Raw genomic sequence first — 22,119 nt, forward strand, 5'->3', positions numbered from 1 at the left:
GGAGTATTACATGTCCAGAAGGCTTCGCAGAACCAAGATCGTCACCACGTTAGGCCCAGCAACCGATCGCGACAACAACCTTGAGAAAGTCATTTCCGCCGGCGCTAACGTCGTCCGTATGAACTTCTCTCACGGTACGCCTGAAGATCATCAGCTACGTGCCGACAAAGTCCGCGAAATTGCAGCAAAACTGGGGCGCCATGTAGCCATCCTTGGCGATCTGCAAGGACCAAAAATTCGCGTATCAACCTTCAAAGAAGGCAAAGTTTTCCTCAACATCGGCGATAAATTCCTGCTCGACGCCAACCTAAGCAAAGGTGAAGGCGATAAAGAGAAAGTGGGCATCGACTACAAAGGTCTGCCTGCCGACGTGGTACCGGGCGATATCCTGCTGCTCGATGATGGCCGCGTACAGCTGAAAGTACTGGAAATCCAGGGCATGAAGGTGTTCACCGAAGTGACCGTGGGCGGCCCGCTTTCCAACAACAAAGGCATCAACAAGTTAGGCGGTGGCCTCTCGGCAGAAGCTCTGACCGACAAAGATAAAGCGGACATCCACACGGCCGCCAAAATTGGCGTTGATTACCTGGCCGTCTCCTTCCCGCGCTGCGGCGAAGACCTGAACTACGCTCGCCGCCTGGCCCGTGAAGCGGGTTGCGATGCGAAAATCGTTGCCAAAGTGGAACGTGCGGAAGCCGTCTGCAGCCAGGACGCGATGGACGACATCATCCTGGCGTCCGACGTGGTGATGGTTGCCCGTGGTGACCTCGGCGTTGAAATCGGCGACCCGGAGCTGGTAGGCATCCAGAAAGCATTGATTCGTCGCGCTCGTCAATTGAACCGTTCCGTGATTACCGCGACCCAGATGATGGAGTCAATGATCACCAACCCAATGCCTACCCGTGCGGAAGTTATGGACGTGGCCAACGCCGTGCTGGACGGTACCGATGCGGTCATGCTGTCAGCAGAAACTGCAGCAGGCCAGTACCCATCTGAAACCGTAGCGGCCATGGCGCGCGTTTGCCTGGGCGCAGAGAAGATCCCCAGCATCAACGTTTCTAAACACCGTCTGGACGTGCAGTTCGACAACGTGGAAGAAGCGATTGCCATGTCAGCAATGTATGCGGCTAACCACCTGAAAGGCGTGACCGCCATCATCACCATGACCGAGTCCGGCCGTACCGCGCTGATGACCTCACGTATCACCTCCGGGCTGCCTATCTTCGCGATGTCCCGCCATGAGCGTACGTTGAACCTGACAGCGCTGTACCGCGGCGTGACGCCAGTCTTCTTCGACAGCGAATGTGACGGCGTGGCGGCGGCACACGACGCGGTAAATCTGCTGCGTGATAAAGGCTATCTGATGTCTGGCGACCTGGTTATCGTGACCCAGGGCGACGTGATGAGCACCGTGGGTTCAACCAACACCACGCGTATTCTGACCGTTGAGTAAGTTATTCTCGCGATAAAAAAACCGGACGATGTCCGGTTTTTTTATCTGCGTAGCCCGGCCAAGCGTAGCGCCGCCGGAAAGGCTCGGTGCCGCCCCGTCGTCGCATTGCTCGGACGGGCTACGGGGCTATTTCTTTTTCTTTGGATAGAGTTCTTTACGCTGATACGGCTCGGTTTCACCCGGCTTGCGCGTTTTCAGCAGCTTCAGGATCCACGTGTACTGCTCAGTATGTGGCCCAACGAAAATCTCCACCTCTTCGTTCATTCGACGCGCAATGGTGTTGTCATCCGCTTCCAGCAGGTCATCCATCGGTGGTCGAACCAGAATGGTCAGACGATGCGTTTTGCCATCATAAACCGGGAACAGCGGCACCACGCGCGCGCGGCACACCTTCATCAGACGGCCAATCGCCGGCAGCGTGGCTTTATAGGTAGCAAAGAAATCCACGAACTCGCTGTGCTCCGGGCCGTGATCCTGGTCCGGCAGATAGTAGCCCCAGTAGCCCTGACGGACGGACTGAATAAACGGCTTGATGCCGTCGTTACGGGCGTGCAGACGACCGCCAAAACGACGACGAACGGTGTTCCAGACGTAGTCGAAGACTTTGTTGCCCTGATTATGGAACATCGCCGCCATTTTTTGCCCCTGCGAGGCCATCACCATTGCCGGGATATCCACCCCCCAGCCGTGCGGTACCAGGAAAATGACGTTTTCGCCATTGGCGCGGAGTTCATCGATAATCTCCTGCCCCTGCCAGTCGAGGCGCGGCAGAATTTTTTCAGGCCCTTTCAACGCCAGTTCGGCCATCATGACCATTGCCTGCGGCGCGGTGGCAAACATCTCATCAATAATGGCTTCGCGCTCGGCTTCGCTTTTATCCGGGAAGCAATACAGCAGATTGATCTGAGCACGACGGCGAGCGCTGCGGCCAAATTTACCCGCCAGGCGACCGAGCTTACCCAGAATAGGGTCACGAATTTTTGCCGGTACGTAAGCGATCCCCGCAAATGCCAGCACGCCTAACCAGGCACCCCAGTATTGAGGATGGCGGAAAGATTTCTCAAACTCGGGAATATATTCACTGGTATTTTTTTTCGTTTCCATGCCTGTTCCAGGTTCGAATTATCGGGTCGGTGCGAATAATCAAATAGTGTAGCGAGGCAGAATGCTTCGCACAAAAGAAAAAGCCGACGCCATAGTGACGTCGGCTCTGAACGCATACTTCTTAGTCGAAACTAGTCAAAACGCAGCTGCGGCAGAACCTGTTTCACCTGCGCCAGATAGTCGGTACGGTCTGAGCCGGTCAGCCCTTCGGTACGCGGTAATTTCGCCGTCAGCGGGTTAACCGCCTGTTGGTTAATCCACACTTCATAATGCAGGTGCGGGCCGGTTGAACGACCGGTATTACCGGAAAGCGCAATACGATCGCCGCGTTTGACTTTCTGCCCCGGTTTCACCAGCAGCTTACGCAGGTGCATATAGCGCGTGGTGTAGGTACGACCGTGACGCAGCGCCACATAGTAGCCGGCTGCACCGCTACGCTTCGCCACCACCACTTCTCCGTCACCGACGGCCAGCACTGGCGTCCCCTGCGGCATCGCAAAGTCAACGCCACGGTGTGGCGCAACGCGGCCGGTCACCGGGTTCAGGCGGCGCGGGTTAAAGTTAGACGACACGCGGAACTGACGCGCGGTCGGGAAGCGCAGGAAGCCTTTCGCCAACCCGGTGCCGCTACGATCGTAGAATTTACCGTCCTCAGCGCGAATAGCGTAATAGTCTTTACCGTCGGAACGCAGACGCACGCCAAGAAGCTGGCTCTGTTCACGCTTGCCGTCGAGCATTTCGCGCGACATCAGCACCGAGAACTGATCGCCTTTTTTCAGCTTACGGAAGTCCATCTGCCACTGCATGGCTTTGATCACCGCGCTCACTTCCGCGCTGGTTAACCCGGCGCTGGTCGCGCTGGAGACAAAGCTGCCGCCGACGGTGCCGTTGATCAAGCTATTAACCCAGTCGCCCTGCTGCATCTCGCTGCTCATTTTGAAACCGTTTGCAACGCGATCGTAGGTGCGGGTTTCACGACGCGACATTTCCCAGGTTAAACGCTGGAGATCGCCATCATCGTTCAAGGTCCAGGAGAGCTGCTGGCCCACCTTCATATTTTTCAGGTCTTTATCAGCCGCAGCAAGCTGGCTGATGTTGCCCATATCAATGCCGTACTGGTTCAGGATGCTGCTTAGGGTATCGCCCGTGGATACCACATATTCATGCACGCCCGTTTCGTTATCGGCTTTGTCGTCCAGTTCATCCTGAGGAATCGCTTCGTCTTCCTGCGCGGATTGGTCAATCGGTTCGCTGGCCTCCGGTAGCAGAGAGCGAATCTCTTTTTTCTCCAGCTCGATGGTGCGAACAACCGGTGAAGAATTGGGGTGGTAAACATACGGCCGCCAAACGGCGACGGCCAGTGTGAGAACGGTGAGTGACCCCAGCATAACGCGGTGGGGTCGCGGCAAATTGTTAAATGCCAGGGCGACAGAGCGGGCTATCTGCTGCACGTATTCACTTCCTTACTTATCTCCTTTCAGGCAGCTCGCATACTGGGTCGCCAACTGAGTCAGAAATGCTGGATAGCTCTCTTTGCTCAACTGAATGTTCGTGCCTAGAGGATCTAACGTTCCCATGCGAACGTTGGTTCCCCGCGCGACAGATTCAACGACAGCGGGCCTGAATTGTGGCTCAGCAAAAACGCAGGTTGCTTTTTGCTCAACCAACTGTGTTCTTATTTGATGTAAACGCTGCGCACCAGGTTGAATTTCAGGGTTAACGGTGAAGTGCCCAAGCGGCGTCAAACCGTAGTGTTTTTCGAAGTAGCCATAGGCATCATGAAAAACGAAATAGCCCTTTCCTTTTACCGGCGTCAGCTCATTTGCCACCTGCTTATCGACCGTGGCCAGATTAGCCTCAAAATTCTTCAGGTTGGCGTCAAGCCGGGCTCGACTCTGGGGCATAAGGTCCACTAATTTGTCATGGATTGCAACCGCCGAAAGCCGCGCTATCTCTGGGGATAACCACAGGTGCATGTTGTATTCACCATGATGGTGATGTGCGTCACCTTTTTCGCCGTGGGCGTGTTCACCGTCACCCGCTTCAGCAGCATCATGATCGTCATCATCACTCCCTTTCATGAGCAACGGTTTCACACCATCAAGCTGGGCAATGGTGACTTTTTTGCCGTCGGCAATGCTTTGCGTTGACTTGTCCATGAACGCTTCCATCTCTGGACCAATCCACACCACTAAGTCCGCGTTCTGTAAGCGTTTTGCATCAGATGGGCGCAATGAATAATCATGTTCAGACGCACCGTCAGGCAGTAAAACCTGGGTCTCGGTAACGCCATCGGCAATCGCGGAAGCGATAAATCCTAATGGTTTAAGTGAGGCGACAACGGCAGCATCCGCACGCGGTACGGCGGTACCCAAAAGCGCGGCTGATAAGGCTGCGCAAAGAAGCGTATTTTTCTGTAACATAATGCGTCTGATAATCGAAATGAATAAGTGATGTGTGATATTATAACATTCACTATCTTGTGCAACCCCTAATTGCTATGACGAATCTTGTATCGCTGCAAAATGTCTCCGTCAGCTTCGGCCAGCGCCGGGTGCTCTCCGACATCTCACTGAATCTCAAGCCAGGGCGCATTCTGACGCTGCTTGGCCCGAACGGCGCGGGTAAGTCGACGCTGGTGCGCGTGGTGTTGGGCCTCGTGCCGCCCAGCGAAGGCGTGGTCGTGCGTGAAAAACAGCTGCGCGTAGGCTACGTACCGCAAAAGGTCCACCTTGACGCGACATTACCGCTTACCGTCAAGCGTTTTTTACGCTTGCACCCGGCAACGCGCAAAGAAGATATTCTGCCCGCGCTGATGCGCGTACAGGCCGGGCACCTGCAGGATGCACCGATGCAGAAGCTCTCCGGTGGTGAAACCCAGCGCGTTCTGCTGGCGCGTGCGCTGTTAAACAAGCCTCAGCTGCTGGTGCTGGATGAACCCACCCAGGGCGTTGACGTCAACGGCCAGGTGGCGCTATACGATCTGATTAATCAGCTTCGCCAGGAGCTTAACTGCGCGGTGCTGATGGTGTCGCACGATCTGCATCTGGTAATGGCGAAAACCGACGATGTGCTGTGTCTCAATCATCATATTTGCTGCTCCGGCACGCCGGACGTGGTCTCCATGCATCCGGAATTTATCTCCATGTTTGGCCCGCGCGGCGCCGAACAGCTGGGGATTTACCGTCATCAGCATAACCACCGCCATGATTTACAGGGCCGTATCGTTCTTCGTCGGGGAAATGGGCAGTCATGATTGAAATTTTACTTCCCGGCTGGCTGGCCGGAATGATGCTGGCATGCGCGGCGGGCCCTCTGGGCTCGTTTGTCGTCTGGCGCCGGATGTCCTACTTTGGCGATACCCTCGCCCATGCCTCGCTGCTGGGAGTGGCGTTCGGCCTGCTGCTGGACGTTAACCCTTTCTATGCGGTCATCGCCGTCACGCTGCTGCTGGCCGGTGGTCTGGTGTGGCTAGAGAAGCGCCCTCACCTCGCGGTGGATACGCTTCTCGGCATTATGGCGCACAGCGCGCTGTCGCTCGGCCTGGTGGTCGTCAGCCTGATGTCGAATATCCGCGTCGACCTGATGGCCTACCTGTTCGGCGATCTGCTAGCGGTTACGCCGCAGGATCTGATCTCGATTGCGCTCGGCGTCATCGTGGTGCTGGGTATTTTGTTCTGGCAGTGGCGCAACCTGCTGTCGATGACCATCAGCCCGGATTTAGCGTTTGTCGACGGCGTGAAGCTCCAGCGGGTTAAACTACTGCTGATGCTGGTGACGGCGCTGACCATCGGCGTGGCGATGAAGTTTGTCGGCGCGTTGATTATTACGTCACTGCTGATTATCCCCGCGGCGACGGCGCGACGTTTTGCGCGTACGCCGGAACAAATGGCGGGTATTGCCGTCGTGGTAGGGATGATTGCGGTAACGGGTGGGCTGACCTTCTCGGCGTTTTACGATACGCCGGCCGGGCCTTCCGTCGTGCTGTGCGCGGCGCTGCTGTTTATCCTGAGCATGACCCGCAAAGCGGCCGCCTGATTTGCTCTGTGGCGCTTCGCCGACCGGGCCTACAGAATGGTAGGCCTGATAAGCGAAGCGCCATCAGGTGTTGCATTGCTAAGGCATTTCCGGCGGCGTGATGCCAAAGTGGCTCCACGCGCGCGTCGTTGCGATGCGCCCACGCGGGGTACGCTGCAAAAAACCCTGCTGAATCAGATACGGCTCCAGCACGTCCTCAATGGTTTCGCGCTCTTCACCGATTGCCGCCGCCAGGTTGTCCAACCCAACCGGCCCACCAAAGAACTTATCAATCACCGCCAGCAGCAGCTTGCGGTCCATATAGTCAAAGCCTTCGGCGTCGACGTTCAGCATATCCAGCGCCTGCGCGGCGATGTCGGCCGAGATAGTGCCGTCATGCTTGACTTCAGCGTAGTCGCGCACGCGCCGGAGCAGGCGGTTAGCGATACGCGGCGTACCGCGCGCGCGACGGGCAACCTCCAGAGCACCTTCGTCGCTCATTTCCAGCCCCATATGGCGGGCGCTACGCCCGACGATGTGCTGCAAATCAGGCACCTGGTAGAACTCCAGACGCTGGACGATACCGAAACGATCGCGCAGCGGTGAGGTCAGCGAACCCGCGCGGGTGGTAGCACCAATCAAGGTGAACGGCGGCAGATCGATTTTAATTGAGCGCGCAGCCGGGCCCTCGCCAATCATGATATCCAGCTGGTAGTCTTCCATTGCCGGATAGAGCACTTCTTCCACAACCGGCGACAGGCGGTGAATCTCGTCGATAAACAGCACATCGTGCGGTTCAAGGTTGGTGAGCATTGCCGCCAGGTCGCCCGCTTTCTCCAGCACCGGGCCAGAGGTGGTGCGCAGGTTAACGCCCATTTCATTGGCAACAATGTTTGCCAGCGTCGTTTTCCCAAGGCCCGGCGGGCCGAAGATCAGCAGATGATCCAGCGCGTCGCCGCGCAGCTTCGCCGCCTGGATGAAGATTTCCATCTGCGAACGCACCTGCGGCTGGCCGATATACTCTTCCAGTAATTTTGGCCGAATCGCACGGTCTGCCACATCTTCTGGCAACGTGCTTTCAGCGGAAATCAGACGGTCTGCTTCAATCATCCTTTACCTCATAGCGCCGCGCGGAGCGCTTCGCGGATCAATGTTTCACTGCTGGCGTCCGGACGGGTGATTTTGCTCACCATCCGACTGGCTTCCTGAGGTTTATAGCCCAGCGCCACCAGCGCGGCAACCGCTTCCTGCTCGGCGTCGTCGCTCTCCGGCCCCGCAGGAGACGTCAGCACCAGATCGGCGGCAGGGGTAAACAGATCGCCATGCAGCCCTTTGAAGCGGTCTTTCATTTCGACAATCAGGCGCTCGGCGGTTTTCTTGCCAATCCCCGGCAGCTTGACCAGCGCGCCAAGCTCTTCACGTTCCACCGCGTTGACAAACTGCTGCGCCGACATGCCCGACAGGATGGCCAGCGCCAGCTTCGGGCCGACGCCGTTGGTTTTAATCAACTCTTTAAACAGGGTCCGCTCCTGTTTATTGTTAAAACCGTACAGCAGTTGGGCATCTTCGCGCACCACAAAGTGGGTGAAGACGATCGCCTCCTGCCCGGCCTCCGGCAGCTCGTAAAAACAGGTCATCGGCATATGCACTTCATAGCCGACGCCGCCGGTCTCCAGAAGGACCAACGGGGGTTGTTTTTCGAGAATGATGCCTCTGAGTCTGCCTATCACATGACGCTCCTGCGTTAAGGGCTGAAAAGGTAATGCACTATCATAAAAAAAGACTGGATAGATATCCAGATGAAAAACGTCTTTAGCGATTTGCCAGGCGCTTTATCGCCTACGGGTACCGTTGCTGGCACGAACAAAATATACCGTATAATGATTATCGACTTTCTTTCGCCCCACCCGGATAACCTCCTGCCCGCGCGTCGTATGGCAAATTCGATAGCCTTTACCGATAAACCGCAGCGCCTCTTCCCGCTCCTGCGTTTCCAGTAACAAGTGATGACGGCGATCAATAATACGCCAGGTCTCCAGCATCGGCAGGCGGGGATGCAGTTTATGGTGGACAAAGCGCGTCAGACTCATAAAAGCGGCGATTGACCAGATAGCGATTAAATAAGGTACAAAGCTGGCATTGAAAAAGAGATGATGGCAGAGTTTGGCTACGCTTGGATCGTTCTGGACAAATTGTACGCACATCGCCCTTGCTGGCGGGTTTAGTTCTCTGTCGGTATGAAAAACGTAAGATTGCTCTCCTTGCCGCCAGGTCGTGTCGTACGAATAGAGGCCCGCACACGTATCTCGCGCTAAATGACAATCACCGCTCATCTTGCGCTCAGTGGTGCTAACGTAATGAACGGCGGAAACGAGTCCGCTATCACGAACGCTGTTATGATAATAGCCATATTCCGTGTACAACACATAGCCACTGAAAATGATCGGTACTATCCACAATCTATGTTTCATGGCCATTAGTTTACGCATATTCACCAGCAATACCCTAACCATTTATGCTGATTAATCAGAAGCAAATATTATTACAACAATACCGGTATAACCTGACATATTGAATAATAACGTTACGGACAACTCGGTTTAAGCTTGCTGAATTCAATTGCATACCGCCATGTTATTATGCTCAACATGCGTTAAACGACCATGACATAGCAAATATTGTGAAAACTCGCCGTTCATTCCATCAAAATTTACAGCAGGAACACCTTCTGGGTAGCTGTAATAAATATTCACATAATTTTCACTACTAAAAATCGTCTGTCGTTTCGCCGTCAAGCCATAACCTTGTGCCGCAATATACTGGAAACAGTGACCATTTGCACCACAACTTACTCCATCATTAACAATATAAATATCAGCAGTGTTAAACTGTTGTTTTATCCGCTCCTGCCGGATTACACCCCAAATACAGAGCAAAAATAACGCTACGCTCATCATCAGCCAGCCTGATTTATTTACCGCCGTTGTGGACCAGCATGCGATAAACCATGCGACCTGCACACACAAAACTAAGGTTTTATTTCCTGTAGCCAGGGGCCATTGATTAAAGATAAAAGTGATAACAATCGAGACAAACACCACCAGCATTCTGACACTTCGCGCCTTGATAGGAATAAATAAAAAGAACAGCGAAATAGTGCCTGGCTTCAATAAAAAAACGATTGCATTAGCCTCTGTTATATCAATAACCAGACAATAACATAAGCTCAGAAAAAAATGCATGCTGATGCAAATACATACATAAGGCGGATAGAATAGCTTTCGTCTTCCCTGCGACTGTTTACCTTCCATTCCCCTTCCTTCTGATAAAATTAAGCGCTCTTTTTTTAATGCCGTAAAAAACACATTAACAACCCAAATAACAATAGATAACAGCATTCATCGGAATAATTTATCAATAACCCATTTCTTGTCATGGCACTAATATAGTGTTAATTATCTTACAGCGTAAAATAAAGGGCGTCATTTCAGAAAATCACCATGGAACGAGAGCATGAAAAAACATTATTCAACGCAATATGAAACCGGAGATATTGTCTTTACCTGTATAGGTGCTGCGCTTTTCGGCCAGATATCAACCGCATCACAGTGCTGGAGTAACCATGTTGGCATAATTATCGGCCACAACGGCGAAGACTATCTGGTGGCTGAAAGCCGCGTCCCTCTCTCAACCGTCACCACGCTATCGCTGTTTATTCAGCGTTCCGCTGAACAGCGTTATGCCGTTCGTCGCCTGCGCGGCGGCCTGACGGTCGAACAAAAACTCGCGATCATGGAGCAGGTTCCTGCCCGGCTAAATAAATTTTATCACACGGGATTTAAATACGAGTCATCACGCCAGTTCTGTTCGAAATTTGTGTTTGATATCTACAAAGAAGCGTTGTGTATTCCGATAGGCGACGTCGAGACGTTTGAAGAATTGCTGCACAGCAACCCCGGTGCGAAGCTCACCTTCTGGAAGCTCTGGTTTTTAGGGTCTATTCCCTGGGAGCGCAAAACGGTGACGCCAGCCAGCCTGTGGCAGCATCCGAATCTTATTCTGGTGGATTCACAAAATGTAGATACCCCCCCAATCAACGGCGACTGAGGCGGTTTAAGTTATCGCAGCCGTCCACGCGCTAAATTCAGCCTTGCATCGCTCACCTGCATGGCATTCTGGCTGACATGGCAATGGGTAATGGCAATCGCCAGCGCATCCGCGGCATCCGCCTGCGGGTTGGCGGGCAGCTTGAGCAGCGTTCGCACCATATGCTGTACCTGGCTTTTTTCCGCGCTACCGATACCCACCACCGTCTGTTTGACCTGGCGAGCCGCATACTCAAAAACCGGCAGTTCCTGGTTGGTGGCGGCTACAATCGCCACGCCGCGCGCCTGCCCTAGTTTGAGTGCCGAATCGGCGTTTTTCGCCATAAAGACCTGCTCGATAGCGAAATAGTCCGGCTGGAACTGCGTGATGATCTCCGTCACGCCTGCGTAAATCAGCTTCAGACGCGACGGCAGATCGTCAACTTTAGTGCGGATGCATCCGCTGCCAAGATAGGTCAACTGGCGACCCACCTGGCGAATGACACCATAACCGGTGATGCGTGACCCCGGGTCAATGCCGAGAATAATAGACATCACGCCTCTCCTGTTATGTCAGCGTTAAACCACCTCATTCTAAGGTAGCAGCAACCTCGTCAGAGATTTCGCCGTTGTGGTAGACTTCCTGAACGTCGTCACAGTCTTCCAGCATGTCGATCAGACGCATCAGCTTCGGCGCCGTTTCCGCATCCATATCGGCTTTGGTCGATGGAATCATGGACACTTCCGCCGCGTCGGCTTTCAGACCAGCCGCTTCCAGCGCATCACGCACTTTCCCCATCTCTTCCCACGCGGTATAGACGTCAATCGCGCCGTCGTCGAAGGTCACCACATCTTCAGCACCGGCTTCCAGCGCCGCTTCCATGATGACGTCTTCGTCGCCCTGTTCAAAGGAGATCACGCCTTTTTTGCTGAACAGATACGCGACGGAACCGTCGGTACCCAGGTTGCCGCCGGTTTTGCTGAATGCATGACGCACTTCCGCAACGGTACGGTTACGGTTGTCAGACAGGCACTCAATCATCACCGCGGTGCCGCCAGGACCGTAGCCTTCATAGATGATGGTTTCCATGTTGGAATCTTCATCACCGCCCACACCGCGCGCGATAGCGCGGTTCAGGGTATCGCGCGTCATGTTGTTGGCCAGGGCTTTATCTACCGCTGCACGCAGACGTGGGTTCGCATCCGGATCGCCGCCGCCCAGTTTGGCCGCCGTCACCAGCTCACGAATGATCTTGGTGAAGATTTTGCCGCGCTTCGCATCCTGCGCGGCTTTACGATGTCTGGTGTTGGCCCATTTACTATGACCTGCCATAAAAATATCTCCAAAAAACTATGCCCTTTCAGGCAGCGTTAATGACAAATTCTTCAATCGCCTGCCGGTTGCTCCACGACTTGGTGAGCGCCGCCGCAGCGGGCGCATCGAGCCATTGGTAAGCCAGGTGTTCGGTGAACACCACTTCCCGTTCGTGAGGAAGCGCAAGACAGAACCACGATTCCGTATTGCGTTCGACGCCAGGGGCATAGCGATGACGTAAATGTTGAAAAATTTCAAACTCCACCGTGCGTTGACAGTCCATCAAGGTCAGTTGCTCAGACACAACATCAATGGTGACCTCTTCCTTTACTTCACGCATGGCAGCCTGCGACGCGGTTTCCCCTTCCTCTATACTGCCGGTGACCGACTGCCAGAAGTCAGGGTCATCGCGTCGCTGCAACATCAGCACCCGTTTACTGTCCTGGGCGTAAATGACCACCAGAATAGAAACGGGTCGCTTGAATGACATGTTACTTATTCTCCGCCGACTCTTTCGGCTCTTTCGCAATAACCTGAATACCCAGTTCACCCAGCGAAGCCGGGTTCGCGAAGCTTGGTGCTTCGGTCATCAGACAGGCAGCCGCGGTCGTTTTCGGGAAAGCGATAACGTCGCGGATGTTGTCGGTGCCGGTCAGCAGCATGGTCAGACGGTCCAGACCAAACGCCAGGCCCGCGTGCGGCGGCGTGCCGTATTTCAGGGCGTCGAGCAGGAAGCCGAATTTCTCACGCTGTTCCTGTTCGTTAATGCCCAGAATACCGAACACGGTCTGCTGCATATCGCCACGGTGGATACGCACGGAACCGCCGCCCACTTCATAGCCGTTGATGACCATGTCGTAAGCATTCGCCACGGCATCTTCCGGCGCGGCTTTCAGCTCATCGGCGGTCATGTCTTTCGGCGAGGTGAACGGGTGGTGCATCGCGGTCAGGCCGCCTTCACCGTCGTCTTCAAACATCGGGAAGTCGATAACCCACAGCGGCGCCCACATGGACTCGTCAGTCAGGTTAAGATCTTTGCCCAGCTTGAGGCGCAGCGCGCCCATCGCATCGGCCACCACTTTTTTATTGTCGGCGCCGAAGAACACCATGTCGCCATCCTGCGCGCCGGTACGTTCAAGAATCGCTTCCACGATGTCCGCAGTCAGGAATTTGGCCACCGGGCTGTTGATGCCTTCCATGCCTTTAGCACGTTCGGTCACTTTGATGTAGGCCAGGCCTTTCGCGCCATAGATCTTCACAAAGTTGCCGTATTCGTCAATCAGCTTACGGGTCAGAGACGCCCCGCCCGGTACGCGCAGTGCGGCAACGCGGCCTTTCGGATCGTTCGCCGGGCCGGAGAAGACCGCAAACTCAACGTCTTTCACCAGATCGGCAACGTCAACCAGTTCCATCGGGTTACGCAGGTCCGGTTTATCGGAACCATAGCGACGCTCGGCTTCAGCAAAGGTCATGATCGGGAAATCGCCCAGATCGACACCTTTGATTTCCAGCCACAGCTGACGCACCAGCGCTTCCATCACTTCACGCACCTGCGGTGCGGTCATGAAGGAGGTTTCCACGTCGATCTGGGTGAATTCCGGCTGACGGTCGGCGCGCAGGTCTTCGTCACGGAAGCATTTTACGATCTGATAGTAGCGGTCGAAGCCGGACATCATCAGCAGCTGTTTAAACAGCTGAGGAGACTGCGGCAGCGCGTAGAATTTACCTTTATGTACGCGGGACGGTACCAGGTAGTCGCGCGCACCTTCCGGGGTCGCTTTGGTCAGCATCGGGGTTTCGATATCGAGGAAACCGTGATCGTCCATGAAACGGCGCACGAAGCTGGTGATTTTCGCGCGGGTTTTCAGGCGCTGAGCCATTTCCGGACGACGCAGGTCGAGGTAGCGGTACTTCAGACGCGCTTCTTCGGTGTTGACGTGGTTTGAGTCCAGCGGCAGCGATTCTGAACGGTTAATGATCGTCAGGTCAGAAGCAAGCACTTCGATAGCGCCGGTCGCCATGTCCGCGTTGATGTTCTTTTCATCGCGCGCGCGAACGGTGCCGGTGACCTGAATGCAGAACTCATTACGCAGTTCAGAGGCTAACTTCAACGCATCCGCACGATCCGGATCGAAGAACACCTGAACGATGCCTTCACGGTCGCGCATATCGATAAAAATGAGGCTACCGAGATCACGACGGCGGTTGACCCAACCACACAGAGTCACCTGCTGCCCAACGTGGGACTGTCGAAGCTGTCCGCAATATTCTGTACGCATGAGATATCCCTTAACTTAGCCGTCGGCGGATTGTCGCCTGCCGTGCAGGCGTTACTGTCGCAGCTTTAGCTGAATGTCACTACTGGATGAAAAAAGGGGGCTATTATACTGGAAATTCTCGCCCACGATAAGTCCGCAGCTGTTTATACGCCTGTTTGCTGAACGCTTATTGCCCCCGCTCACAAAAATTAACAATATTTATCCGTTCAATAACCTGGCGACGATTGTAAGGTATGCTCCCCATAGCCCGTATACCGAGGAACTCCATGCTGAATTTAGACGCCAAAAAAACCGCCCTTGTGGTGATTGACCTTCAGGAAGGCATTCTGCCCTTTGCCGGCGGCCCGCATACCGCTGACGACGTGGTCGCACGCGCGGCGCGTCTGGCCGAGAAATGCCGCGCCGTCGCCGCGCCGGTGGTGTTAGTTCGCGTGGGCTGGTCCGCCGATTTTGGCGAAGCGTTAAAGCAGCCGGTTGACGCCCCGGCCCCGGCAAAAGCGCTGCCGGATAACTGGTGGACCTACCCGGCCGCGCTGGGTAAACAGGACAGCGATATCGAAGTGACTAAACGCCAGTGGGGCGCATTTTACGGTACCGACCTTGAAATGCAGCTGCGTCGTCGCGGTATTGAGAACATCATCCTGTGCGGGATCTCAACCAATATCGGCGTGGAGTCGACCGCGCGTAACGCCTGGGAGCTGGGCTTTAACCTGGTCATAGCCGAAGACGCGTGCAGCGCGTTTAACAACGATCAGCATCAGAGCAGCCTGTCCTATATTTTCCCGCGCATTGCGCGCGTTCGCAGCACCGAAGCGATCCTGGCCGCGCTATGATTTATGTCGGGCTTCCCCAATGGTCGCATCCGAAATGGGTGCGCCTGGGTATCACCAGCCTTGAACAGTATGCCCGTCATTTTAACTGTGTGGAGGGCAATACGACCCTCTACGCCCTGCCTAAAGCCGAGATCGTCACCCGCTGGCAGGCGCAAACGGACGATCATTTTCGCTTCTGCTTTAAATTTCCGGCAACCATTTCACACCAGGCCGCGCTTCGCCAGTGTGACGATCTCACGCAGGAATTTTTCCAACGCCTGTCGCCGCTCGCCGGGCGTATCGGCCAGTACTGGTTGCAGCTTCCCGCAACCTTCGGCCCGCGCGATCTTCCCGCGCTATGGGCTTTTCTCGATGGTCTGCCGAAAGATTTTCATTACGGTGTGGAAGTGCGCCATCCCGGCTTTTTCAGTAAAGGCGAGGAAGAACGGTTGCTGAATCGCGGCCTGCACGAACGTGGCGTTAACCGCGTTATCCTAATGTCACCCCTCCATTGATACACACCCCCTTAAAGCCTTCAAAATCTCAACTTTGAACATGACCAAAGCCATTGAAAAACATCTGGATAAGGTGTCATATAGCGGGATAAAACCAGCTACGGAGAGTTTCGATGTCTTGGGTATGCCCTCACTGCAACCATTCCGCTGTTATCAGAGGCGATGATAAGAAAACAACGGAAATTGACCTAAATCTTGGCGTTGATATCTGGCATTGCATCACAGTAGGAATTGTGTGCCCTCACCCTGATTGTGGGAAACCGGTTATTACTATTGAAAAAACCGCTTACATCGATATGCACGGGACAATACTCCCAAAAGGCAATAAAACTGTCTTTCCTGTTTACCCTCAAAACATTAATCAAAGAGCAAAGGATTACCCTTCTTACATTCCGTCAGCAATCCTTGCAGACTACCAAGAAGCCTGTGCCATAGTTGACCTATCACCCAAAGCTTCAGCCACTCTTGCACGACGTTGCTTGCAGGGCATGATTCGTGATTTTTGGAAGGTCAACGGAAAAAAGAATCTGCATCAAGAAATACAGGCCATTGAAAATGATGTTGACCCTCTGATTTGGCAAGCAATTTTAAACCTTAAGAGCATTGGCAATATCGGTGCTCATATGGAGCAAGACATCAACCTAATCATTGATGTCAGCCCAGAAGAAGCAGACCTTCTGATTGAGTTGATAGAAATGCTTTTTGATGATTGGTATATAGCCCGCCATAAAAAGCAGCAAAAACTACAGAGAATTAATGAAGTTGCAGCAGAGAAAGCTGAAGCGAGGAAAGGATAATCATGTCAAAAAGCATGTTTCTTCTAGGTGGATTAATGCTGGTGGCTGGTTCCGCTCAGGCCGTGCAGGTAACCGAGGTTATGGGTGTACTCCAATGCACTGTTTATGCTCAAGAAGCGAACATAAAAGGAGATATCTTGCAGAAGGGGCTGAACAAGTCACTTGCGCTGTATAAACAGACTTATGCTTCTAGTAACCTCGGAGTACCTACCGGGGATGACCTCGCTACCGGATTTGCTGAGTTTTATCAGTCAATGGGCATCAGTTACGCATATTCGAATATTGAAACTGCATTGCTCAATAAAGGGTTGTCGCTAGGTGGGCCACAATGGGCAACGGAGGCTCGTAATCTGTTCAATCAGGGCAACTGTGAGCTTGTTCTGGGTAAGTAGTTATTTCATAGGGATGTTCAAGGATGTTTAGGTTAGACCCGCTGTTTGTTACCAGTCTGCTGGTATGGTTCATCATGATTTGCATCGTTGGGTATGCGGTAGAACACAAATCACAGTACCCAGCTATCGGGTATGCAGTGAAGTTGGTGGGTGTGCTGCTCACATCGTTCTGGCTCATAGTGTTCGTATTGAAAGAATTGGGATTCGCCACGTATAGTTTCTGACTCTGAAGGGAAGTCTCTGGAGTCTCCCCAAAGATTTCCCTTTTTTATTTTTTCCAAAACATATGGTCATGTGCTTAGAGGGGCTGGCTCTGTAAAGAGGCTGGCTTACCTAAATTTTAAAGTATGGCGAATGGGCTATCAGAAACGCAAAAAGGCCACCTGTTACGGTAGCCTGATATGAGTTCTTTGGAGTTCGCTTGCTAACGACAAGCTCATTATTGTGTCTGTAACGCTTTGACTTTAGCCACCATGCCAAGAGAACAATCACATAACTTTGCTATCTCTGCATAGGTATATGAGCCTTTCTCTAAGTAAGAAGAAACCTTGTCACGTAACGCTGTGTTAGCTGGTCTCCCCTGATACTTCCCTGCATCCTTGGCTTTTGCAATCCCTTCAGCCTGACGTTTACGACGCTTCGTATAGTCTTCACGTGCCATTGTCGCCATGATGTCAATCAGCATGTTGTTAACCGCTTTGAGGACACCAACTGTAACAGCATCATCATTGCTGGTGGTCAGGAACTGCTGAGTAGTTGGCAAGTCCATTATCACGAGGGAGATTCCAGCATCATTGATACGTGATTTCAGCTTATCCCAATCCTGAGCCTCAAGACGTGACAGACGGTCTGTAGACTCCACAAGGAGAACATCACCGGGCTGTGCATCGTTTAACATGTTGGTGAGTTCGGTACGGTTCAGCTTTGTCCCTGACTCGTTTTCAACGTAGCGAGCAACGATGTTTAAACCTTTATCTGAAGCGAATTGTTCAAGCTGGGACAATGCGCGTGTAGCGTCTTGTTCTTGGGTACTTGCACGACAGTAGATACGGACGTTTTTCATGTTGTGTTCACATAGGGTTTTGATGAACTAACTATACGTGAAAACACTATATAGAGCTAGTGAAAAGAACCCTATGTGAACATCTTTTTTCACGAAAGATGTTTTCAGTCTGGGTATACCCATTGTGAACAGAACTTCTTAAGCAGATTTCAGAAATGGCTTACGTGTGAATGTGGCTGTTTCTTTGGTCACATTGGCTGGTGCTGGTGCATTCGCTTCAATAGCTGATTTTGTCATCGGTACTTTACGGATTGCGATGTTACCAGCAGAGATGAGTTTACCTGCTGCTGTGAATTGCTGGTCAGGGGTCATACTGTCCAGTTCAGATTTAGACCAGTGGAACACGTCACGTAAAGTGGTGTAATCACGAGTCAGGACAGCTTGGTAGAACTGTAGGGCGAGTTCTGAAGCCACGAGTGCAGGGGCTGCTGCTTGGGCTGATGTAGTCATTGTAAATAACCTTATTTTCTAAAGGGGATGTATATGTGGGTAATGCTAAGGGGAGATGGTGCAGGGCTGGATGAGCAGAGGAATGATTATTTATCTATTTAAAATCAATTAGTTACACTCTTTTAATCCGACTAGACAGGATATTTACAGCAGCAAGAGTCATATTCATCTGCTCAGCAATCTCCCGGTGTTTGTACCCGAGCAGTTTTAAACGTAGGAACTCTGTCACACGAGCATCTGCACGTGTTGAATGGGAGAGGGAGTCACGCATCATGCGCTGTTCTGGTGTTAGGGTAATCATTGTGTAAGCCTCATTAAAAGGGAATTTGGTGTCCGTACTGTTGGTAGAAGTACTCGGGTAACTCTGTTTTATGCCAGCGACCATAGCGGTGAATTTCTGTGGCTGTCAGCTTATTTCTGTGGTACTCAGCCTCAAGGATGTAAAGCTGATGGATTGAGTCTTCGTAAACGTTCATTGCTAGAAATACCTTACAAGGGGTTTAAATGCTGGGGCTTGTTGCGGTGGGTGCCTGTCTTCGTCATAGAACCATTCATCATCATCGTCTTGGTCTAATGGTTCATTGTCTTCTTCATCTGGTAACGTGTAAGAGGTTGGTTCAATGTCGAACGGAACACTGGCGTGTTTCTCTTCACGTAGTTCTTCTTTATCTAAAGAGTTCTGTTCAAAGTTGTCTAGACCGCTAGCGCTCTTAATCACAATAGCCTTGTCTCCTTCAATTAAGTCATTACCTCGTGATTCAATCTCTTTTTCTTTAAAGCTATTATTATCTTTATTCTTATCTCTATTATTATAGAGTCGCACTTTGCTACCTCTGGAGGTCGCACTTTGCAAGGTCTGGAGGTCGCAATTTGCGACGTCTGGCTTAGAAGGCAACTTATTAACGGTGACGAGGTTGGATTTGTTGAACCTACGAACCTTCTCAATAGCACCAAGATTAACCAGCTTCTTGGTTGACCTGATAACTGAGTCCTGAGAAATGCTAAGTGATTCAGCCACATGTTCATTAGATGGGAATACCTGAAGACCTGCTTCCTGATAACTCAACAGTGTCAGATAGACCAGTTTATCCGTTGGGTTCAGGTCAGGAGACTTCAATACTTCGTGATAGGCTTTTACAAAAGTGTTTGCATACATTAATACCTCAAATGTTATTAAGCTGGTGATTGGGATTACACCAGTAGTGTGTTTCGCTTCCGTAGAAGCTCAAAAGAAAGTTATAGAAACACCATACCCAGAGTATCAATTAAGAAACCAAGGTCAGTGAGGTATTAGGCTGCATAGTGGTATATTACGTTCCCACACAACTTAACTGACACACTGGAATGATGCTTTTATAAACTACCTATAGATGGGATGGTCTGGAGGTGACAAATTGCCAGGTCTGGAGTTCTTCTGTGACCATAAGAAATGTTAACATAATGTTAATTAAAAGTCAATCTAAATGTTAACGGACACACAAAAACCCCTGAGAAGGGGTAATTGATTACTTACTCAGCAAGGATGGAGACCAGCCAGCATTGTGTGACTGAGACTGCCAGCCGCCACCTGTGGCTTGGGTCTGCATCATCTTAGTATCGAAGTAGTCTTGCGTAGCTTCCAGACTAACCTTTTTGATAACGCCATCAGGCATGGTCACATCAACACTAGCTGATGCAAGAGTGATAGGGTCAACGGTTACACGAACATCAACCGCCTGCTGAACTGCTGTACCAGTAGAACCATTGTAAGCACCCGGAAACATTGGTGCATTCATAGCCTGATTCCAGTTACCCTTAGCTTCGTCATACAGATTTTCAACTTCAGTAAACAGTTTATCAGCCCACGAACCCTTGATGGTATTGCCACCGTGAGTGGTTTCTGTCCCATCTTTACCACCCCACCCCATGTATTTTGCAAAGGATGGAATCAGCTTATCAAAGACAAGGTTACCAACCTCAACAGCAATCACAGCACTGGTAGCAACAATAGAGGCTTTACCGATAGCGCCAGCAATACGACCACCGACACCAGCAGCACCTACCACACCAGCGCCAGAGCCTAAGATTTTGGTGATAGCACCAACACCAAGACGTGCGGTCAAACTCACGATAAGCAAATCAGCAAAGTCATTGAAGATTTTACCGACTGTCTTCAGGGTTTCCTTCAGCGGTTCTGGCATCCACTGGTAAAGGGCTTGCCACTTCTCATGGATGAGCTGACTGTATCCGTCAATGTTCATTGCCACTGAACCGAACATGTTGCTGAGTTCGGTCAATCTGTCCATGAACCAGCCGATAGCATGACCTGCTGTACGGAATGTACCAGAGTTGGCTTTGAGGTTATTGGTCAGTGACTCAAGGAGCCCTTTGAAACCGTCACTGTACGATTGATACATGACATCCTGAGCATCTTTCTGAGCGGAAGTATATCGCCCCAAGGTTGCAATCATGCTTTTCATGGCCTTGTCAGCAGCACCAGTCTGTTTATTCAGGAGTTCCATCGCCTGAACCATCATCTTAGCCGACTTAGCGCCAGACATTGATTTGAGAGCCTTCAGCATATCACCAACATTCTTTGTCTTGGTGAGTTCCTGAAGAGGCTTAACGATGGCTGGGGCTGAGTTCACAACCTGCATCCAGTCCTGACCCTTCAGATGGTCTGATGCTGCAATCTGCGGTAAGACGTAGTTCAATCTACCGATAGCCTGATTATCCATCCCGGTCTGGTGACCGAATACTGATTCTGTTTCGAGTAACTTTGGAATATCAGCATCTTTGAAGATAGAGGCGGGTAACGTCTGCCTAAGGATAGCGGCTTGTTGCTGTGCCTCAGCTTTGTCCATACCAAACCTGTTAGCATAGTCATTAACTTGCTCGGTGATACTGTCTGTATTTTTGCCATAAGCAGACTGGAGCATGACCTTAGCCTGAGCACGTTTCATACCCTCCTGAAGAGAGTCCTGAAAGAACTGCATCGCTTTCTGTAGGGCAAAGAATCCAGCAATCACACCAGAGATAGGAGACAGCAGACCTTCAAACCTACCACCAGCATTCATAGCTGTTAAACGCTCCTGTGCTCGTGCCTGTGACGCTGCACGTACACCCTGAGCAAACTCATAGTTAAGAGAGCGCAAGCCTGTACGGAACGACTGAAGGTCGCCAGATGCTACATGCTGGTCACGTAGTGCGTTGAGGCGTGATGTATACTCTTGCGCTCTCTCTGGTGTGCGTAGCGCCATATTCCCGTAGAAACCTGATGTGGTATTACGGTGAACAGCATCATTAATACGAGCCTGACGGTTAGCCAGAAGGTCACCAGCAGATTGACGTGTACGAGGGTTATAAACTGGTGGTTCAACGGGCAACCTGATACGCATGTTACGGGCAATCTCACGCCCTACTCTACGGGCTGCATTAGTACCTTCTTGTTCATATTGACGGAAGAGACCAGCCCCACCACCTCGCACGTTAAACGCCTGTGTAAGCGATTTATTGACACGACGAGAGGTAGCAATAGCATTCTGTTCAAAACGCTTTAGAGAGCGATTTAGACCCGCTGAGCGGTCACGATTGAAGGTTCTGTTAAGCGTGGTTTCAATCTTCTGAGCGTGTTGACCTACAGCTTTTTCAAGTTTGACTAAGCCGCGCATAACAGTTTCTCGGAACCCTAGCTCGACGACAAACTCGTCTACTACATATTTACTTTCTGACATTGGTAACCTTATCACCAACGACAGCAAGGTTTAGCTTTGCAAGGTCATCAGGTGTGAAGTGATTGGGATAGCGGATTGGTAGCTGGTGGATATACTTCAGCATTTCTTGATTGAGGGGGAAGGA

At 52.0% G+C, this 22,119-nt stretch carries 22 protein-coding genes and 1 pseudogene; 8 read left to right on the forward strand and 15 right to left on the reverse strand.

The features are described from left to right. Nucleotides 1–10 precede the first annotated feature (10 nt). Nucleotides 11–1,453 (forward strand): pyruvate kinase, encoded by a 1,443-nt coding sequence (pyk, locus tag H7R76_RS12530; RefSeq protein ID WP_106927766.1) that lies wholly within the window; start codon nucleotides 11–13, stop codon nucleotides 1,451–1,453. A gap of 126 nt (nucleotides 1,454–1,579) precedes the next feature. On the opposite strand, the gene lpxM is transcribed toward pyk, so the two are convergent. The 3 genes from lpxM to znuA form a co-directional block, all read right to left on the reverse strand. Further along, nucleotides 1,580–2,557, reverse strand: a complete 978-nt coding sequence (lpxM, locus tag H7R76_RS12535) for a lauroyl-Kdo(2)-lipid IV(A) myristoyltransferase (RefSeq protein ID WP_106927768.1) — start codon at nucleotides 2,555–2,557, stop codon at nucleotides 1,580–1,582. A gap of 131 nt (nucleotides 2,558–2,688) precedes the next feature. Next, a complete protein-coding gene (gene mepM, locus H7R76_RS12540; RefSeq protein ID WP_106927770.1) occupies nucleotides 2,689–4,008 on the reverse strand; it encodes a murein DD-endopeptidase MepM in 1,320 nt (439 codons plus the stop codon). A gap of 12 nt (nucleotides 4,009–4,020) precedes the next feature. Beyond that, the gene (gene znuA, locus H7R76_RS12545) at nucleotides 4,021–4,980 is read right to left on the reverse strand and encodes a zinc ABC transporter substrate-binding protein ZnuA (RefSeq protein WP_106927772.1); all 960 of its coding nucleotides are present in this window, start codon (nucleotides 4,978–4,980) and stop codon (nucleotides 4,021–4,023) included. A 77-nt stretch (nucleotides 4,981–5,057) separates the two neighbouring features. Between znuA and znuC the strand changes: the two genes are divergently transcribed. Both znuC and znuB read left to right on the forward strand, forming a co-directional pair. Further along, the gene (gene znuC, locus H7R76_RS12550) at nucleotides 5,058–5,813 is read left to right on the forward strand and encodes a zinc ABC transporter ATP-binding protein ZnuC (protein WP_106927774.1); all 756 of its coding nucleotides are present in this window, start codon (nucleotides 5,058–5,060) and stop codon (nucleotides 5,811–5,813) included. Beyond that, entirely contained in the window at nucleotides 5,810–6,595 is a 786-nt protein-coding gene (gene znuB, locus H7R76_RS12555) for a zinc ABC transporter permease subunit ZnuB (RefSeq protein WP_182965363.1), read from the forward strand. The genes znuC and znuB overlap by 4 nt, the downstream gene beginning before the upstream one ends. A gap of 78 nt (nucleotides 6,596–6,673) precedes the next feature. Here znuB and ruvB read toward each other — a convergent pair whose 3' ends face one another. The 4 genes from ruvB to H7R76_RS12575 all read right to left on the reverse strand — a co-directional run bounded on the left by ruvB (nucleotide 6,674) and on the right by H7R76_RS12575 (nucleotide 9,885). Further along, nucleotides 6,674–7,684 carry a Holliday junction branch migration DNA helicase RuvB gene (gene ruvB / locus H7R76_RS12560; RefSeq protein ID WP_106927779.1) on the reverse strand — a complete coding sequence of 337 codons (1,011 nt, stop codon included), beginning with the start codon at nucleotides 7,682–7,684 and terminating at the stop codon, nucleotides 6,674–6,676. 8 nt (nucleotides 7,685–7,692) lie between these two features. Further along, entirely contained in the window at nucleotides 7,693–8,304 is a 612-nt protein-coding gene (gene ruvA / locus H7R76_RS12565) for a Holliday junction branch migration protein RuvA (protein WP_182965364.1), read from the reverse strand. 102 nt (nucleotides 8,305–8,406) lie between these two features. Continuing rightward, on the reverse strand, nucleotides 8,407–9,069 hold the full coding sequence (locus H7R76_RS12570; protein WP_182965365.1) for a hypothetical protein: 663 nt from the start codon (nucleotides 9,067–9,069) through the stop codon (nucleotides 8,407–8,409). A gap of 120 nt (nucleotides 9,070–9,189) precedes the next feature. After that, the gene (locus tag H7R76_RS12575) at nucleotides 9,190–9,885 is read right to left on the reverse strand and encodes a hypothetical protein (RefSeq protein WP_182965366.1); all 696 of its coding nucleotides are present in this window, start codon (nucleotides 9,883–9,885) and stop codon (nucleotides 9,190–9,192) included. Nucleotides 9,886–10,087: 202 nt separating this feature from the next. On the opposite strand from H7R76_RS12575, the gene H7R76_RS12580 reads away from it, so the two are divergent. After that, nucleotides 10,088–10,681 carry a YebB family permuted papain-like enzyme gene (locus H7R76_RS12580; RefSeq protein WP_182930420.1) on the forward strand — a complete coding sequence of 198 codons (594 nt, stop codon included), beginning with the start codon at nucleotides 10,088–10,090 and terminating at the stop codon, nucleotides 10,679–10,681. Between the two features lie 11 nt (nucleotides 10,682–10,692). On the opposite strand, the gene ruvC is transcribed toward H7R76_RS12580, so the two are convergent. From ruvC to aspS, 4 genes are read right to left on the reverse strand one after another with little or no spacing between them, the layout of a single operon-like run. Continuing rightward, nucleotides 10,693–11,214 (reverse strand): crossover junction endodeoxyribonuclease RuvC, encoded by a 522-nt coding sequence (ruvC, locus tag H7R76_RS12585; protein ID WP_106927781.1) that lies wholly within the window; start codon nucleotides 11,212–11,214, stop codon nucleotides 10,693–10,695. Nucleotides 11,215–11,248: 34 nt separating this feature from the next. Next, complete coding sequence (locus tag H7R76_RS12590; RefSeq protein ID WP_106927783.1) at nucleotides 11,249–11,992, reverse strand: YebC/PmpR family DNA-binding transcriptional regulator; 744 nt, start codon at nucleotides 11,990–11,992, stop codon at nucleotides 11,249–11,251. Nucleotides 11,993–12,020: 28 nt separating this feature from the next. Next, a complete protein-coding gene (gene nudB / locus H7R76_RS12595; RefSeq protein WP_106927785.1) occupies nucleotides 12,021–12,464 on the reverse strand; it encodes a dihydroneopterin triphosphate diphosphatase in 444 nt (147 codons plus the stop codon). A 1-nt stretch (nucleotide 12,465) separates the two neighbouring features. Further along, on the reverse strand, nucleotides 12,466–14,253 hold the full coding sequence (gene aspS, locus H7R76_RS12600) for an aspartate--tRNA ligase (protein WP_106927787.1): 1,788 nt from the start codon (nucleotides 14,251–14,253) through the stop codon (nucleotides 12,466–12,468). 266 nt (nucleotides 14,254–14,519) lie between these two features. Here aspS and H7R76_RS12605 point away from each other — a divergent pair, with 266 nt between their 5' ends. The 4 genes and pseudogenes from H7R76_RS12605 (at nucleotide 14,520) to H7R76_RS12620 (ending at nucleotide 16,769) form a co-directional block, all read left to right on the forward strand. Then, entirely contained in the window at nucleotides 14,520–15,086 is a 567-nt protein-coding gene (locus tag H7R76_RS12605; protein ID WP_182930419.1) for a hydrolase, read from the forward strand. After that, nucleotides 15,083–15,577: pseudogene (locus H7R76_RS12610) on the forward strand (DUF72 domain-containing protein); the annotation flags it as partial. The gene H7R76_RS12605 and the pseudogene H7R76_RS12610, both read left to right, overlap by 4 nt. A gap of 116 nt (nucleotides 15,578–15,693) precedes the next feature. Next, the gene (locus H7R76_RS12615) at nucleotides 15,694–16,377 is read left to right on the forward strand and encodes a DUF4145 domain-containing protein (RefSeq protein WP_182934383.1); all 684 of its coding nucleotides are present in this window, start codon (nucleotides 15,694–15,696) and stop codon (nucleotides 16,375–16,377) included. A gap of 2 nt (nucleotides 16,378–16,379) precedes the next feature. Beyond that, nucleotides 16,380–16,769 carry a hypothetical protein gene (locus H7R76_RS12620; RefSeq protein WP_182965368.1) on the forward strand — a complete coding sequence of 130 codons (390 nt, stop codon included), beginning with the start codon at nucleotides 16,380–16,382 and terminating at the stop codon, nucleotides 16,767–16,769. Nucleotides 16,770–17,208: 439 nt separating this feature from the next. On the opposite strand, the gene H7R76_RS12625 is transcribed toward H7R76_RS12620, so the two are convergent. The 4 genes from H7R76_RS12625 to H7R76_RS12640 form a co-directional block, all read right to left on the reverse strand. Beyond that, nucleotides 17,209–17,832, reverse strand: coding sequence for a recombinase family protein (locus H7R76_RS12625; protein WP_182934385.1), 624 nt, complete (start codon nucleotides 17,830–17,832; stop codon nucleotides 17,209–17,211). A 138-nt stretch (nucleotides 17,833–17,970) separates the two neighbouring features. Next, the gene (locus H7R76_RS12630; RefSeq protein WP_182934386.1) at nucleotides 17,971–18,282 is read right to left on the reverse strand and encodes a hypothetical protein; all 312 of its coding nucleotides are present in this window, start codon (nucleotides 18,280–18,282) and stop codon (nucleotides 17,971–17,973) included. A 478-nt stretch (nucleotides 18,283–18,760) separates the two neighbouring features. Further along, on the reverse strand, nucleotides 18,761–19,438 hold the full coding sequence (locus tag H7R76_RS12635) for a helix-turn-helix domain-containing protein (RefSeq protein WP_182934387.1): 678 nt from the start codon (nucleotides 19,436–19,438) through the stop codon (nucleotides 18,761–18,763). Nucleotides 19,439–19,787: 349 nt separating this feature from the next. Further along, nucleotides 19,788–21,995 (reverse strand): tape measure protein, encoded by a 2,208-nt coding sequence (locus H7R76_RS12640; RefSeq protein ID WP_182965370.1) that lies wholly within the window; start codon nucleotides 21,993–21,995, stop codon nucleotides 19,788–19,790. Nucleotides 21,996–22,119 lie beyond the last annotated feature (124 nt).

Source organism: Klebsiella sp. WP8-S18-ESBL-06, assembly GCF_014169755.1.
Lineage (GTDB): Bacteria > Pseudomonadota > Gammaproteobacteria > Enterobacterales > Enterobacteriaceae > Kluyvera > Kluyvera ascorbata_B.

Excerpts from the sequence above, each read along its gene's own strand:
- H7R76_RS12580 (WP_182930420.1), top strand. The coding sequence starts at position 10,088 with ATGAAAAAACATTATTCAACGCAATATGAAACCGGAGATATTGTCTTT.
- H7R76_RS12635 (WP_182934387.1), bottom strand. The coding sequence starts at position 19,438 with ATGTATGCAAACACTTTTGTAAAAGCCTATCACGAAGTATTGAAGTCT.
- lpxM (WP_106927768.1), bottom strand. The coding sequence starts at position 2,557 with ATGGAAACGAAAAAAAATACCAGTGAATATATTCCCGAGTTTGAGAAA.
- pyk (WP_106927766.1), top strand. The coding sequence starts at position 11 with ATGTCCAGAAGGCTTCGCAGAACCAAGATCGTCACCACGTTAGGCCCA.
- H7R76_RS12615 (WP_182934383.1), top strand. The coding sequence starts at position 15,694 with ATGTCTTGGGTATGCCCTCACTGCAACCATTCCGCTGTTATCAGAGGC.
- znuC (WP_106927774.1), top strand. The coding sequence starts at position 5,058 with ATGACGAATCTTGTATCGCTGCAAAATGTCTCCGTCAGCTTCGGCCAG.
- ruvC (WP_106927781.1), bottom strand. The coding sequence starts at position 11,214 with ATGTCTATTATTCTCGGCATTGACCCGGGGTCACGCATCACCGGTTAT.
- H7R76_RS12575 (WP_182965366.1), bottom strand. The coding sequence starts at position 9,885 with ATGGAAGGTAAACAGTCGCAGGGAAGACGAAAGCTATTCTATCCGCCT.
- H7R76_RS12620 (WP_182965368.1), top strand. The coding sequence starts at position 16,380 with ATGTCAAAAAGCATGTTTCTTCTAGGTGGATTAATGCTGGTGGCTGGT.
- H7R76_RS12625 (WP_182934385.1), bottom strand. The coding sequence starts at position 17,832 with ATGAAAAACGTCCGTATCTACTGTCGTGCAAGTACCCAAGAACAAGAC.
- znuA (WP_106927772.1), bottom strand. The coding sequence starts at position 4,980 with ATGTTACAGAAAAATACGCTTCTTTGCGCAGCCTTATCAGCCGCGCTT.
- ruvB (WP_106927779.1), bottom strand. The coding sequence starts at position 7,684 with ATGATTGAAGCAGACCGTCTGATTTCCGCTGAAAGCACGTTGCCAGAA.
- H7R76_RS12605 (WP_182930419.1), top strand. The coding sequence starts at position 14,520 with ATGCTGAATTTAGACGCCAAAAAAACCGCCCTTGTGGTGATTGACCTT.
- znuB (WP_182965363.1), top strand. The coding sequence starts at position 5,810 with ATGATTGAAATTTTACTTCCCGGCTGGCTGGCCGGAATGATGCTGGCA.
- nudB (WP_106927785.1), bottom strand. The coding sequence starts at position 12,464 with ATGTCATTCAAGCGACCCGTTTCTATTCTGGTGGTCATTTACGCCCAG.
- aspS (WP_106927787.1), bottom strand. The coding sequence starts at position 14,253 with ATGCGTACAGAATATTGCGGACAGCTTCGACAGTCCCACGTTGGGCAG.
- H7R76_RS12590 (WP_106927783.1), bottom strand. The coding sequence starts at position 11,992 with ATGGCAGGTCATAGTAAATGGGCCAACACCAGACATCGTAAAGCCGCG.
- H7R76_RS12640 (WP_182965370.1), bottom strand. The coding sequence starts at position 21,995 with ATGTCAGAAAGTAAATATGTAGTAGACGAGTTTGTCGTCGAGCTAGGG.
- H7R76_RS12630 (WP_182934386.1), bottom strand. The coding sequence starts at position 18,282 with ATGACTACATCAGCCCAAGCAGCAGCCCCTGCACTCGTGGCTTCAGAA.